Source organism: Pseudoxanthomonas jiangsuensis (assembly GCF_010093185.1).
GTDB classification, from domain to species: domain Bacteria; phylum Pseudomonadota; class Gammaproteobacteria; order Xanthomonadales; family Xanthomonadaceae; genus Pseudoxanthomonas; species Pseudoxanthomonas jiangsuensis.
This window is the reverse complement of the sequence record NZ_PDWL01000011.1, coordinates 107,657-121,587: the sequence shown is the minus strand read 5'-3', so window position 1 is coordinate 121,587 and position 13,931 is coordinate 107,657. Positions and strand designations below refer to the sequence as shown.

Annotated in this window: 10 protein-coding genes; all 10 read right to left on the bottom strand. The window is 66.9% G+C overall.

Features of this window, described 5'->3' with window-relative positions; translation table 11 throughout:
* Positions 1-61: 61 nt before the first annotated feature.
* Positions 62-1,504, bottom strand: coding sequence for a bifunctional enoyl-CoA hydratase/phosphate acetyltransferase (locus tag CSC62_RS08920; RefSeq protein ID WP_162405828.1), 1,443 nt, complete (start codon positions 1,502-1,504; stop codon positions 62-64).
* Positions 1,501-3,882 carry a DUF3141 domain-containing protein gene (locus CSC62_RS08915; protein WP_162405827.1) on the bottom strand — a complete coding sequence of 794 codons (2,382 nt, stop codon included), beginning with the start codon at positions 3,880-3,882 and terminating at the stop codon, positions 1,501-1,503. Before CSC62_RS08915 ends, CSC62_RS08920 begins: the two co-directional genes overlap by 4 nt.
* Positions 3,883-3,941: 59 nt before the next feature.
* Entirely contained in the window at positions 3,942-5,126 is a 1,185-nt protein-coding gene (locus tag CSC62_RS08910; RefSeq protein ID WP_162405826.1) for an acetyl-CoA C-acetyltransferase, read from the bottom strand.
* 84 nt (positions 5,127-5,210) lie between these two features.
* Positions 5,211-5,954, bottom strand: a complete 744-nt coding sequence (phbB, locus tag CSC62_RS08905) for an acetoacetyl-CoA reductase (RefSeq protein WP_211368959.1) — start codon at positions 5,952-5,954, stop codon at positions 5,211-5,213.
* 7 nt (positions 5,955-5,961) lie between these two features.
* On the bottom strand, positions 5,962-6,417 hold the full coding sequence (locus tag CSC62_RS08900) for a hypothetical protein (protein WP_162405824.1): 456 nt from the start codon (positions 6,415-6,417) through the stop codon (positions 5,962-5,964).
* A 45-nt stretch (positions 6,418-6,462) separates the two neighbouring features.
* The gene (locus tag CSC62_RS08895; protein ID WP_162405823.1) at positions 6,463-7,587 is read right to left on the bottom strand and encodes an ABC transporter permease; all 1,125 of its coding nucleotides are present in this window, start codon (positions 7,585-7,587) and stop codon (positions 6,463-6,465) included.
* Position 7,588: 1 nt separating this feature from the next.
* Complete coding sequence (gene rbbA, locus CSC62_RS08890) at positions 7,589-10,345, bottom strand: ribosome-associated ATPase/putative transporter RbbA (protein ID WP_162405822.1); 2,757 nt, start codon at positions 10,343-10,345, stop codon at positions 7,589-7,591.
* A 3-nt stretch (positions 10,346-10,348) separates the two neighbouring features.
* A complete protein-coding gene (locus CSC62_RS08885) occupies positions 10,349-11,440 on the bottom strand; it encodes an HlyD family secretion protein (RefSeq protein ID WP_162405821.1) in 1,092 nt (363 codons plus the stop codon).
* A gap of 10 nt (positions 11,441-11,450) precedes the next feature.
* Positions 11,451-13,043, bottom strand: coding sequence for an efflux transporter outer membrane subunit (locus CSC62_RS08880; protein WP_246194305.1), 1,593 nt, complete (start codon positions 13,041-13,043; stop codon positions 11,451-11,453).
* A 431-nt stretch (positions 13,044-13,474) separates the two neighbouring features.
* A complete protein-coding gene (locus CSC62_RS08875) occupies positions 13,475-13,879 on the bottom strand; it encodes a winged helix-turn-helix transcriptional regulator (protein WP_162405820.1) in 405 nt (134 codons plus the stop codon).
* Positions 13,880-13,931 lie beyond the last annotated feature (52 nt).

Below are 13,931 nucleotides of genomic sequence, written 5' to 3'. Positions count from 1 at the left end.
CTCTGTCTGCTGTGTCGTTTTTTTTTTTTTACTGACGGCCGCGCACGCAACCTACACCTCCCTATGCGTCGGCAGCGTCAGATGTGTATAAGAAACCGGTGCGGAAATGTCGGGCCAGCAGCATGGCCACGGCGCACGAGGCGATGCGCGACTCGCGGCTGTCGGCACGGCTGGTCAGGATCACCGGCACCTTGATGCCCAGCACGATGCCGGCGCTCGCGGCATCGCCCATGTACATGAGCTGCTTGGCCAGCATGTTGCCGCTCTCCAGGTCGGGGACCACCAGGATGTCGGCCTGGCCCGCGACGGGTGACGAGATGCCCTTGATGCGGGCGGCCGCCGCCGATACCGCGTTGTCGAAAGCCAGCGGTCCATCGAGGATGGCGCCGGTGATCTGGCCACGGTCGGCCATCTTGCACAGCGCGGCGGCATCGAGCGTGGCGGGCATGGACGGGCTGACCGTTTCCACGGCGGCGAGGATGGCGACCTTGGGTTCGGCGAGCCCGATGGCGTGCGCCAGCGTGATCGCATTGCGGACGATGTCCGCCTTCTGTGGAAGATCCGGCGCCAGGTTGATCGCTGCGTCGGTGACGATGAACGGCCGCGGGTAATGCGGCGTCTGCAGGATGAAGCAATGGCTCGCGCGCTGCTTGGTGCGCAGGCCGGCGCTGCTCGCCAGCGCCGCACTCATCAGTTCATCGGTGTGCAGGCTGCCTTTCATCAACGCTTGCACCTGCCCGCTGGCGGCCAGTTCGACGGCGCGCGCGGCAGCAGCGTGGCTGTGTGCCGTGTCCTCGATGTCGATGCCGTCAAGGGACAGCTGCCCGGCCGCCGCGACCGCCTCGATCTTTGCGCGAGGGCCGACCAGCACCGGTGAAAGCAGGCCGGCGTCGCGGGCGTCGAGCGCCGCCGACAGGCTGGCCGCATCGCAGGGATGGACCACCGCCACGCGCAGCGGATCCAGCTCGGCGACGCGCGCCAGCAGGCGCTGCAGACCTTGCTGGCTGCCGGCTCCAAGATGTATCTCCGGCAGCGCTGTGCGCGGCCGCTCGACCCGTTCCAGCGGTGCGACGACTTCGGCTTCACCTTCGATCACCGTCACGCCGTCCTGGTTGATGCACGAGCAGGCCAGGCGCAACCGGTGCTTGTCCGCGTCCTTTGCAAGCACGGTCACCTGCACCATCAGCGTATCCGCGACCCGCACCGGTGCCAGGAAGCGCAGGGTCTGGCTGCGGTAGATCGTGCCTGCGCCGGGCAGGCGGGTACCCAGCAACGCCGAGATCAGCATGCCCGCCCACATGCCGTGGGCGACGATGCCGCGCAATGGCGTGGACGCGGCGAAGTCGGCGTCTAGGTGCTGCGGATTGACGTCACCGCTCTGCAGGGCGAAGAGTTGGATGTCTTCCGTGGTCAGCGTGCGCTGCAGGCTTGCGGTCTCGCCGATCTCGATCTCGTCGAAGATGCGGTTGCGCAGCAAGTCCTGGTGGTCGAGGGTGCCTGTCATGGTTTGCGTTGCGTGGCGGTGGGCTTGCGGCGTGCGCGGCTGGCCGTTGCCGGCGTGGCGCGCGCCTTGGTGGTCGCGGCGGCGCGACGGACTGCCGGCTTGGGGGCGGGCTTGGATTTGCGTGGCGCTGGGGAGGGAGGGGCAACGGCTTTTTTGCGTGTGACGGGCTTGGCCATCACCTTGCGGGTGTCGCGCGCGTGCCCGGCGGCGTTGGCGTAGATCGCCAGCACGCGGACCAACGCAGCACTCGCGACTGGCGCTGCCTTCTCGCCGACCTCGAGGATCTGCGCGAGCATCCGTGCGACGTTGTCCAGCCGGGCGGCATCGACGCCGGCCAGCATCGCGGGCAATGCGCGCAGGATGGCCGCTTCGCCGTGATAGTCGAACACCAGCGCTTGCTCGCGTACGATGCGGCGCAGTGTCGGGTAGTCGTAGCCGTCCGCCAGACCGGCTTCGGCCAGGCGCATGGCGTTGTGGTAGTGGCGTTCGTCGGCTTCGCCGTTGCGCTTGAACACGTAGAACAATGCGCGCAACGAGGCCTCCAGCAGGCCGCCGGTGGTCAGCTGGTCTTGGACTGCCTGCTGCACGCGGCGGACATGCTCGCGATGCTCGGGGGTGGCGCCGGGGTGCGGGCGTGCCGCGGTCTGGTTGCCCATGGCGTGGCCGGCGAGGGCCTGCAGCCACGGAGAGTCGAAGCAGTGCTCGAACCAGATCGCCTGGGTTTCGTCGCGGCGGTCGCGGTACTGGTCCAGCGCATGCACGACCGCATCCGAGAACTCCTGCTGCAGGGCGAGGAAGGGGTTGTTCGCCGCCACCGGTGCGCGTTGCTCGCGGACCTGCTGGGCCAGTTCGCCGATCATGGGCGCCAGCGGATGTTGGCTGGACCAACAGGCAAAGCTCATCCGCATCGGATGCATCGCCTGCATCATGGCCGCCGAACCGGAGGTGGTTAACGCCCGCACCCAAGGTTGCGCGAACGCCCGGTACAGCGCCAGGTTGATTTCGGAGATGCGAGCTGCGGTGGCGAAGCGGCGGTCGGCGTCGGCATCGGGCTTGACGATGCCGCGCACGTCCTCGACGCTGCTGCGGCGGATCGACAGCAGGTACGGGTCATTGCAGTGCGGCGCATTCTCCGGCACATCCTCCACCGTTGCCCGGTAGATGCCGCTGGGGAGCAGGTCGATCTGGTCGATGACGTTGGCGAACTTGCGGTGCTCCTTGCTGCCCACGCTGCTGGACACGAAGATGCCTAGGTGGCCGATGCTGTCGTGGGTCGCGTACACGATCGTCTGGTCGTGGCTGTAGACGTCGATGTCGTCCTGGTACAGGTCGGTGATCCAGCCCAGTGCCTGCGCCGGCGGCGTGATGTTGTCGCCGTAGGAGCTGAACACCAGGATCGGCGAGCGGATGTTGCGCAGGTCGATGCGGATGCCGTCGGAGGTCATCAGCTGCGCGGTGGACAACTTGTTGCCGATGAACAGGTTGTCGACGATGTACTGCATCTCCACGTCGTTGAGGTAGACGTAGCCGCCCCAGTACTTTTCGAAGCCGATGTAACGCTCGGCCTCGGTGTCGGCATTGGCGTAGACCTTGTACTGCTTGGACCACAACGTGTTGGCGGGGTCCAGGTTCTCGAAGTTCTGCACCAGCCAGGCGCCGTCGAAGCGGCCATTGCCGACATCGCCAGCGAGCGCGGTCATCCAGCTGCCCCCCATGAGGCCGCCGGCGTAGCGCATGGTGTTGTTGCCGGCCCAGTACGACACCGGCGCGCCGGCGACGATGATGGGGCCGAACAGTTCAGGCCAGACCGAAGCGGCCATCAGGATCTGCCAACCGGCCTGGCAGTTGCCGATCACCGTGGGCTTGCCCTGGGCGTTCGGGTGCAGTTCGCCGACCTTGCGCACGAAGGCGGCTTGGGCGTGCATCACGTCCTCGACGGTCTGGCCCGGCACCGGGTCCGGCAGGAAGCCGACGAAATAGCAGGGATGGCCGGCCTTGAGCGCGGCGCCGATCTCGCTCTCGGGCTTGAAGCCGCCGATGCCGGGGCCATGCCCGGCGCGCGGATCCACCACCACGAAAGGACGCTTGCTGTCGTCGCTGGGCTGGCCCTCGGCAGGCAGAATGCGTACCAGGCCGTAGTTCACCGGGCGCGGCAGGTCGCTGCCCAGCTGGATCAGTTCGAACGGGAAGTTCAGTACGTTCGGAGCTTCGCGGGTCAGCTGGGCGCGGTACTGGTCGCCGACCTGCCGCTCGATGTCGGCGAACAGCACGGTGCGCTGGAGGGCATCGACCGCGTAAGCGGACGTGGCCTGGAACAGGCCCCAGGGATCGGCCAGCAGTGGCAACCAGGAGGGCTTTGACGGATCGGAGGGGGACATGAGCATTTCCTCGTCGGGGGAGGGAGGTCGATGAAGGCTCTGTGGCCGTGGCGTGCGTGTCAGGGCGCCTCGATCGCCAGTGCCACGCCCTGACCGCCGCCGATGCACAGCGTCGCCAGGCCCTTGTGCTTGCGGCGGCGGCGCAACTCATGCACCAGGGTCACCAGGATGCGGGCGCCGGAGGCGCCGATCGGATGGCCCAGCGCGATGGCGCCGCCGTTGACGTTGATCTTGTCGGCGTCCCAGGCCAGTTCCTTGTTCACGGACAGGGCCTGGGCGGCGAAGGCCTCGTTGGCTTCGACCAGGTCGAGCTCGTCCAGCGTCCATCCGGCACGGTCGAGCGCACGCCGCGTCGCGGCCACCGGCCCGATGCCCATGATCGCCGGGTCCACGCCGGCGCTGCCGTGGCCGCGGATCCACGCCAGTACCGGCAGTCCCAGCGCCTTTGCCTTCTCGGCACTGGCCAGCAGCAGCACGGCGGCGCCATCGTTGATCGTGGAGGCGTTGCCGGCGGTGACCGTGCCGTCGCGGGTGAAGGCGGGCTTCAACTTGCCCAGCGCCTCGGCCGTGGTCCCAGCACGCGGCTGTTCGTCGACGTTGAACACCAGCGGCTCGCCCTTGCGCTGGGGAATCACGATGGGCGTGATCTCGTCCTTGAACCGCCCGGCGGACACGGCGTCTGCCGCCTTCTGTTGCGAGGTGGCGGCAAAGCCATCCTGCGTCGTGCGGTCGATGCCGTACTTCGTCGCCAGGTTCTCGGCGGTGATGCCCATGTGGTAGTCGTTGAACGCATCCCACAGGCCGTCGCGGATCAGGCTGTCTTCCAGTTGCGCGTGGCCCAGGCGCAGGCCCGTGCGGGCCTTGGGCAGCACGTAGGGCGCCAGGCTCATGTTCTCCTGACCGCCGGCCAGTACCAGGTCCGCATCGCCCAGGGCGATCGCTTGCGCGGCCAGTTGCACGGCCTTCAAGCCTGAGCCGCACACCATGTTGATGGTCAGTGCCGTCACCGTGTGCGGCAGCCCCGCCTGCAATGCCGCCTGCCGGGCCGGGTTCTGGCCATTGCCGGCCGTGAGCACCTGGCCAAGGATGACGTCGTCCACCGCATCGGCGGCGACGCCGGTCTGCTGCAGGATGTCGCGGATCAGCGCGGCACCCAGGTCGGAAGCGGCGAGGGAGGCCAGTTGGCCCTGGAAGCTGCCGATGGCAGTGCGCTTGGCGGCGAGGATGGCGACATCATGGCGCATGGGGTGGGTCCTTGGCGTGGCGGGAGGCGAGGGAAGAAGAGGGAAACCGCGCGACGGACAGCGCCGCCGCGCGGAAGGTCGTACTCAGTACATGTGCTGGCCGCCGTTCATGGACACGTTGCTGCCGGTCATGAAGCCGGCGGCATCGCTGGCGATGAAGGCGACGAGTGCCGCGATTTCGTCGGGTTCGCCCAGTCGCCCCACGGGAATGCCGGCGACGATCTTCTGCAGCACGTCTTCCTGCACCGCGGTGACCATGCGCGTGGCGAGGTAGCCCGGGGAGACGGTGTTGACCGTCACGCCCTTGCGGGCGACTTCCTGCGCCAGCGCCTTGGTGAAGCCGTGGATGCCGGCCTTGGCCGCCGAGTAGTTGGTCTGCCCGAACTGGCCCTTGCTTCCGTTGATGGAGGAGATGCTGATCACGCGCCCCCAGCCGCGCTCGGCCATCGCGTCGATGAACGGCTTGGTGACGTTGAACACGGAGTCCAGGTTGGTGCGCAGCACCGCATCCCAATTGACCTTGTCCATCTTGCGGAAGGTCGCATCGCGGGTGATGCCGGCGTTGTTGACCAGGATGTCGACCTGGTGGCCATCGGCCTGGATGCGCTGGGCCATGCGCAGGCACGAATCGAAGTCGGCGACATCGACGTCGTAGGATTGGAAGCTGTAGCCGAGGTCGGCCTCCTTCTTGAGCCAGACCTGCGCGGCTTCGTCGGTGCGCGAATGGGTCACCAGGACGCGGTGGCCTGCGTCATGGAGGGCGCGGGCGATGGCTTCGCCCAAGCCCCCCATGCCGCCGGTGACCAGGGCGGTTCGCTGTGTCGTCATCACCGCCTCAAGCCTTCTTGGCGGCGGCCTTGGCCGGCGCCGGCTGGACGGTGTTGGCCCAGGCGGTGCCCCACTGGTTGAGCATGTCCTGCAGCGGCTGCGCATTGCCGGCGCTGCCGACGGCGGACGCCACCGACTTCTGCCAGGTCTCGAGCGCCTGCTGCATGCCGGTGGTGAAGCTTGTCTGGTTCTTCAGCGCGATCTGGTTGACCAACTGGACGTCGCCGCTGCGCTGTTGGAACAGGCGCCAGAAGGCTTCGTTCGGCAAGGTGGCCAGCGACTGCCAGTTCGACGTGCGCAGCAGGCCCTCGATCTCGGCGGTGGTCTCCGCAATGCCTTCTTCGGTGGTGTGCTGGATGGCGTCCAGCCACTGGCGGCCGGAATCCTGCAGCAGGCGCGTCAGTCGAAGCTGCAGTTCGATATTCGCTTTGTAGAGGTCCAGCGGGAGTGCGGCGGTGGTCATGGTTGTGTCCTTTCGAGGTGGTGGATGCCCTGCGACGGGCGGTGGTCAGGCCATCTGTCCGATGGTCCGGCGGAAGCGGCGCAATGCCATGACGAACAGCACGGTGCCGATGAGGGTCAATGCCAGGAAGGGTTTCCAGACCACGTCGAGTCCCGCGCCGCGGAACAGGATGGCCTGGCCGAGTTCGACGAAATGCGTGGTCGGCGCCAGCAGCATCAGGTTCTGCACCAGCTCCGGCATGCTCTCGCGCGGCGTCACGCCGCCCGACAGCAGGTTCATGGGCAACAGCGTCAGGATCAGCAGCAGGCCAAACTGCGGCATGCTGCGCGCCAGCGTCGCCATGTAGATCCCGAGCGAGGTCATGGAGTAAAGGCACAGCGCAGCACCCAGCAGGAACAGCGGGATGGAGCCCTCGATCGGCACGTGCAGCAGGCCGCGTATGACCGTGTGCATCGACAGCGTCGTCGCCGCCAGCACCACCAGGCTCATCGCCCAGATCTTGGAGATCATGATTTCGCCGGGCGTGACCGGCATGACCAGCAGGTGCTCGATGGTGCCGTGCTCGCGCTCGCGGATCAGCGCCGCGCCGGTCAGGATGATCGACAGCATCGCGACCGAATTGATGATCTCCGCCACGCCGCCGAGCCAGGATTTTTCCAGGTTAGGGTTGAAGCGCGCGCGCAGCACCAGTTCCACCGGCATCGCCTGCACGCCCTGGTGGCGTTTGACGAAGACGTCGATTTCGCCCATCGCGATCTGCTGGATGTAGGCGTTTCCGGAGAACGCCTGCGTCATCCGCGTGGCATCGACGTTGAGCTGCAGTTCCGGCGTGCGCCCGGCCAGGACATCGCGCTGGAAGCCAGGCGGGATGTTCAGCACGAAGGTGTAGTTGCCGCTGTCCATGCCGGCGTCCATTTCCGCCAGCGTGATCATGGCCGGCGGGGTGAACTCGGGCGGGTAGAACGCGGCGGCGATGCGCGAGGAGAGCGGCGACTGGTCCTCGTCCACGATGGCGATGGCTGCGTTGTGCAGGGTTTCCGGCAACGCCGTCGCGGCGGTGTAGATGGACGCCGTGAAAACGAAAAGGATGAGGAAGATCATCGCCGGGTCGCGAGCCAGGCTCCACAGTTCCTTGCGGCCCAGGCGCAGGATGTTCTTGAGCTTTTTCACGTCAGTGCTCCTGCTTCTTGAGCAGCGTGGCGGCGGCCACGAAGATCACGGGCACGGCGATCAGCAGCGGAATGACCGAGCCGTACAGGTCGGCGAAGGTCAACGCCTTGCTGAACACTCCGCGGCTGATGTCGAACATGTGGGTGGCGGGGTAGACCTCGCCGACCAGCTTGCCCAAGCCTTCCATAGACGACACCGGGCTGATCAGGCCGGCCAGTTGGACGGCGGGCAGCATGGTGCCGATCAGGGCGATGAACATCGCCGCGATCTGGCTGCGCGTGACGGTGGAGGCGAGCAGGCCCATGCCGGTGGAGATCGAGCAGAAGATCGCCGTCGCCAGCGTCAGCGCCGCGTAGCTGCCCTTGACCGGCACGCCGAAGACGGTAACCGCAAGCAGGCTCATGCAGAAGAAGTTGGCCATCGCCAGCAGCAGGTAGGGCAGCTGCTTGCCGAGCAGGAACTCGGTGCGGGTGATCGGGGTGACGTACAGGTTGATGATGGAGCCGAGTTCCTTTTCCTGGACCACCGCCAGCGCGGTGAGCATGGCCGGCAGCATGAGCAGCAGTAGCGGGATGATCGCCGGCACCATCGCGTGCAGGCTGGCGATGTCGGGGTTGTAGCGGTAGCGGCTCTGCACGGTGGCCAGGCCGGCACCGCCGCCGGTCTGCTCGGCGATCTTCTCCAGCAGCCAGTGCTGGTGGATGCCCTGGACATAGCCCTGCACGGTTTCCGCGCGCTGTGGCATCGAGCCGTCGATCCACGCGCCAACCTGCACCTCGCGCCCGCGCATCAGGTCGCGCCCGAACCCCTCGGGGATCTCGATCGCAAGCGAAATATCGCCGCGGCGCATGCGCCGGTCCAGATCGTCGTAATCGGAAAGCGGCGGCTGTTCGGTGAAGTAGCGCGAACCGGCCAGGTTCAGCGCGTAGTTCTGGCTGACGGTCGTCTGGTCGCGGTCCAGCACCGCATAGCTCAGGTCTTCCACGTCCAGCGAGATGCCGAAGCCCATCACGAACATCAGCAGCAGCGATCCCGCCAGCGCCAGCGTGGCGCGCACGGGGTCGCGCTGCAGCTCCAGCGCTTCGCGCCAGCTGTAGCTGAGCAGGCGCTGCAAGCTGAAGGCCTGGTGCTTGGTGGCGTGCATCGGCGATGCACCGGCTCCGGTCGCAGGCGCGGCCCGCTTGGCGGTGTCGTCCAGGGCGGGCGCCGCCTGCCCGCTGGCCTCCACCAGATAACCGATGAAGGCATCCTCGAGGTTCGCCGCACCGCGTTTTTCGACCAGTGCGGCCGGCCTGTCGCTGTCCAGCACCTTGCCCGCATGCATCATCGACATGCGGTCGCAGCGCTCGGCTTCGTTCATGAAGTGCGTGGAGATGAAGATCGTGACCTTGTCGCGGCGCGAGAGCTCCACCAGCAGTCGCCAGAAGTTGTCGCGTGCCACCGGATCGACGCCCGAGGTGGGTTCGTCCAGGATCAGCAGGTCGGGCTTGTGCACCGTCGCCACGGCCAGCGAGAGGCGCTGCCGCATGCCCAGCGGGATCGCCTCGGGCAACCGGTCCAGCACCTCGCGCAAGCCGAAGCGTTCGACCATGTCGTCCACGCGCCCGGCGACTTCGGCCTCCGGCACGTGGAACAACTGCGCATGCAGCACCAGGTTCTGCTGCACGGTGAGTTCGCCGTACAGCGAGAACGCCTGCGACATGTAGCCCACGCGGCGTCGCGTATCGATGTCGTTGGGGTCGACTTCGTGTCCGAACAGCCAGGCGCGGCCTTCGGTGGCCGGCAGCAGGCCGGTCAGCATCTTCATCGTGGTCGACTTGCCGCAGCCGTTGGAGCCGAGGAAGCCGAAGATCTCGCCGCGGCGGATGCGGAAAGACACGTTATCCACCGCGGTGAAGTCGCCGAAGCGCTGCGTCAGGCCTTCGGCCTGGATCGCGATGTCGTCGTCGGCGGTCTCCAGAGGGGGGATCACCACGGGCTCGTGGCCGCGCTTCTTTTCCTCGGGCAACAGGCGGATGAAGGCTTCTTCGAGCGAGGCGCTGCCGGTGCGCTCAAGCACCTCGCGGGGTGTGCCCGTGGCCAGGATGCACCCGGCATCCATCGCCACCAGCCAGTCGAAGCGCTGCGCTTCGTCCATGTAGGCCGTGGCGACGATGACGCTCATGCTGGGGCGCTCGCCGCGGATGCGATCGATCAGGTCCCAGAACTGCGCGCGCGCGAGCGGATCCACGCCCGTGGTCGGCTCGTCGAGCAGCAGGAAGTCCGGATCGTGGATCAGCGCGCAGCACAGGCCGAGCTTCTGCTTCATGCCGCCGGACAGTTTTCCCGCCGGACGTTGCAGGAAGGCATGCAGGCCCGTGCTGCGGGTCAGGTCGTCGATGCGGCGGCGGCGCTCGGTCGCGTCGTGCCCGAAAAGCCGGGCAAAGAACTGCAGGTTTTCCTCCACCGACAGGGTCGGATAGAGGTTCTTTCCCAAGCCCTGTGGCATGTAGGCGATGCGCGGGCACACCTTGTCGCGATGGCGTTTGTCGCGCATGTCGCCGCCCAGGACCTCGATGATGCCGTCCTGGATGGCGCGCGCGCCGGCCAGCAGCGCGAGCAGGCTGGACTTGCCTACGCCGTCCGGCCCGATGAGACCCACCATGCAGCCTGCAGGCACCTCGAGATCCAGGGCATCAAGGGCTCGCGTCTTGCCGTAGTGCAGCGTCACACCGCGCGCGTGCGCGACGGCATGCGGCCGGGTGGGAGTCGCGGGCATGGGTTACTTCGCCAGCGGGGTGGACAGGGAGGCTGGCCAGGGCTCGTTCCTGTCGAGCTTCACCCATGCCACGCCCGGAAGACCGGTCTTCACCTGATTGAGATGCTTGCGCAGCAGGTCCGGTGCGATCTGGGCCTTGACGCGGAACATCAGCTTCTGCCGCTCCGACGATGTCTCCACCGCCTTGGGGGTGAACTGTGCTTGGCTGGCGACGAAGGAAACCGTGGCCGGAATCGGTACATCGGGGGCCGCGTCCAGGACGATACGGACTTCGGTCCCGATCGCTACCTTGCCCGCGACTTCATTGGGAAGGAAGAAGGTCATGTAGACGTCGGACAGGTCGATGACATTCAGCACGCGACCACCCGCGGGCAGCACTTCGCCGGGCTGGGCCACGCGGAATTGCACGCGACCGTCGCGCGGGCTCTTGAGCGCGCTGTCGCGCAGGTCGGCCTCGATGCGGGCGATGGTGGCGGTGGCGGCATCGACGCTGGAGCGCGCCCCGACCACCTGCGCCTGCGCTGCCAGGACGGCCGCCTCTGCTGCCGCGACCTGTGCCTGGGTTGCCGCCAACGCGGCTTCGGTGCCGCGCATGCGTGCGCGGTCGTCATCCAGTTCCTGGGCAGATGCCGCGCCTTCGGCCGCCAGCGTCTGCGAGCGCGCCAGGCGACGCCGGGCGGCATCGACTTCCGCCTCTCGCTGGGCGACAAGTGCCTTTGCAGCCGCCACGTCGCTTTGGCGCAGGGTCACCTGCGCCTCGGCGGCGCTGGCACCGTGTTCGGCCTGCTGGCGACCGGCCTCGGCCTCGGCGCGCTGCGCATCGAGCGTATCCACCTGCATGGTGGCCAAGGGCTGGTCCTTGGTGACGAAGTCGCCTTCGACGACCTTGATCTCGTTGATCCGTCCCGGCAGCTTGGTGGAAATGTCGATCTCGGTGGCTTCGATGCGGCCGTTGCCGCTGGCGAAGCCGTCACCGGGTCCGGTGTCCGAGAGCCGCGACCAGCCCCACCAGCCGACGAGGAGCACGCCCGCCACGACAACGGCCAGGCCGACGCCTTTTTTCTTGAAGAATGAAGTCAGGGATGCAGGATTCATGGGTGGAATCTCAAGGAATGGGGCGAGTGTCGGCCGCGTCGGGGCCGGTCATGGCGTGGTCCGCCGGTTCGGTGCCGCCGCCCAGGGCGCTGTAGAGGGCGATCTGGCTGGACAGCTGGGCGCGGCGCGTGCTGATCAGGTGTTGCTCGGCCTCCAGCAGGTCGCGCTGGGCGTCCAGGACTTCCAGGTACGCCGAAGAGCCGTTGTCGTAGCGCAGTTGCGCCAGCCGCGCGCGCTCGGCCTGGGCGTCACGTGCGGTGCGCGCGATGTCCGATTGCTCGGTCGTCCAGTGGCGGGCCGCCAGCGCGTCGGCGACGTCGCGGAAGGCGATCTGCACCGACTGTTCGTAGTCGGCCACGGCGATGTCGCGCCGCACTTCCGACAACGCCAGCCCGGCCCTTCGCCGTCCGCCATCGAAGATCGGCAGCGAGATCGTCGGCATGAAGGCCCACGCACGGCTGCCGGAATCGAACAGTCCATCCAGCTCGGCGCTGGCTGAGCCGTACGACCCGGTCAGCGCGATCCGAGGGAAGAACGCCGCCCGCGCCGCGCCGATGTTGGCGTGGCTGGCGCGCAGCCTGTGCTCGGCCGCGATGATGTCCGGGCGCTGCACCAGCAGATCCGACGGCAGTCCGGGCGCCAGTGGGGCCAGGATCGCGTTGTCATCGAACGGCGCCTCGTCGGGCAGGATGCCGGGATTACCGCCAATCAGCAGCTGCAAGGCGTTGACCTGCTGCGCGCGCTGCTGCGCCAATTGCGCGTGCAGGGTCTGCGACTGCGTCAGCAGGGTCTTGACCTGCATCACTTCGAGCTTCGAGGTGGCGCCCAGTTCGTAACGGCGCTGGAAGATGCGGTACGAGGCTTCGCGCGCCGACACGCTCTTGCGCGCGATCAGCACGCGTTCGTCCAGTTCGCGCAAACCCAGGTAGCCCTCCGCCACCTGGGAGACCAGCGCCACCTGCACGGCCTGGCGCGCAGCATCCGTGGCCAGCCAGGTTTCGAGGGCAGAGGTCTCCAGGCTGTGGACGCGGCCCCACAGGTCCAGCTCCCACGAGTTCAGCCCGACTTCGCCGCGGTATTCGCCGGCCACGATCGATGCCCCGCTGGCATTCAGGTCGCCAGGCACGCGTGAACGAGCGCCCTGCACCCCCAGCGTGGCAGTCGGGACTCGGTCGCTGCGCTGGATCCGGAACGCCGCGCGCGCCTCTTCGACGCGGAGCGTGGCTTTCCGCAGGTCGCGGTTGTTGTCCAGGGCCGACTGGATGAGTGTCTGCAGCAGCGGATCGGTGAAATAGGTGCGCCACGCCAGATCTTGGCTCGCGCTGTCGGTATCCGCGGGCGCAACGACGGGGAAACTGGCGGGAATAGGGGCCTGCGGCTGGGTATAGCGGGGTTCCAGCGACAGGCAGCCACTCAGCGTCGCAACGGCCAGGCACGTAAGCGCCAGGCGAGGACGAAGACGCAGTCGCGGGAGGTGTCGGACGCCTCCCATCGCCAAGGGCCCGACGGTGCTGGGTACTGCGGCTGCCTGCGCATGGCCATCACGGTGTTCGTCGATGGCGGGCTGCCGACAAGCCTTTTTTTTCAATGACATGGAGGTCATGCGTGAATGCCTTGATCCGCGTGCGGATGCGGGGTTTCCCGCGGAAGTGATCGTTCTTTTCTGTGGATATTGAATCACAAATGATTCAAAATAATCAATTAAGGATCATTTTTGGGCGCGCAAACAGCGCCTCGGCGAGGCTGTTGGAATGGCAGATGCAACGGAGGCGGAAAGTTTCGGGTCGGTCGGCGCGCTCGATGCGCGGAAGGGCGTGCGACTACATGACGCAGGCAGTCAGCGTATTGCCGCGACCCTGCGATGACCTTGATCCTGATCAACCGCACTGCCGGCCGGGTGCAGCGCGCGACGAGCAGTGCGTCGGTGCGCTCTTTGCGCTACGTCATCGGCGTTCATTTTGCTCGCGCAAAACGAGTCGATCCAACCCCGGCGCGATGGTCGGCGCTGTTGCGAGGCCTGCGTAAAGGCAGGGATCAGGGGCGCGGGGGCTTATCGAAGCGTTCGCGTGCCATGGCAATGGATGCGTGGTGCTCGTCAGCCCACTCGATCAGTACGCAAAGCGGATCGAGCAGTCGTTGTCCAAGCGGGGACAGTCGGTACTCGACGCTTGGTGGCTTTGTCGGAAACACATTTCGCTCGACCAGGCCGTCACGCTCGAGACCGCGTAGCGTCTGCGTCAGCATTCGCTTGGAGATGTCCGGGATGGCGCGATCAAGCGCGCCAAATCGCCTCGGCTCTCCTGCCAGCGCCGCAATCAGCAGCACGCTCCATTTGTCACCGATCCTTGCCAGCACGTCGCGCACCGGACACTCGATGGGGTGGTCACCGTGAGTCTCCAGGATCTGGAAGGTGTCAGCGAGCTTGGGGTGGGGCGACATGCGTGTTTCCAGGGCACCGAAAAGTGCCTACTTATCGAAATGCGACGTGGTC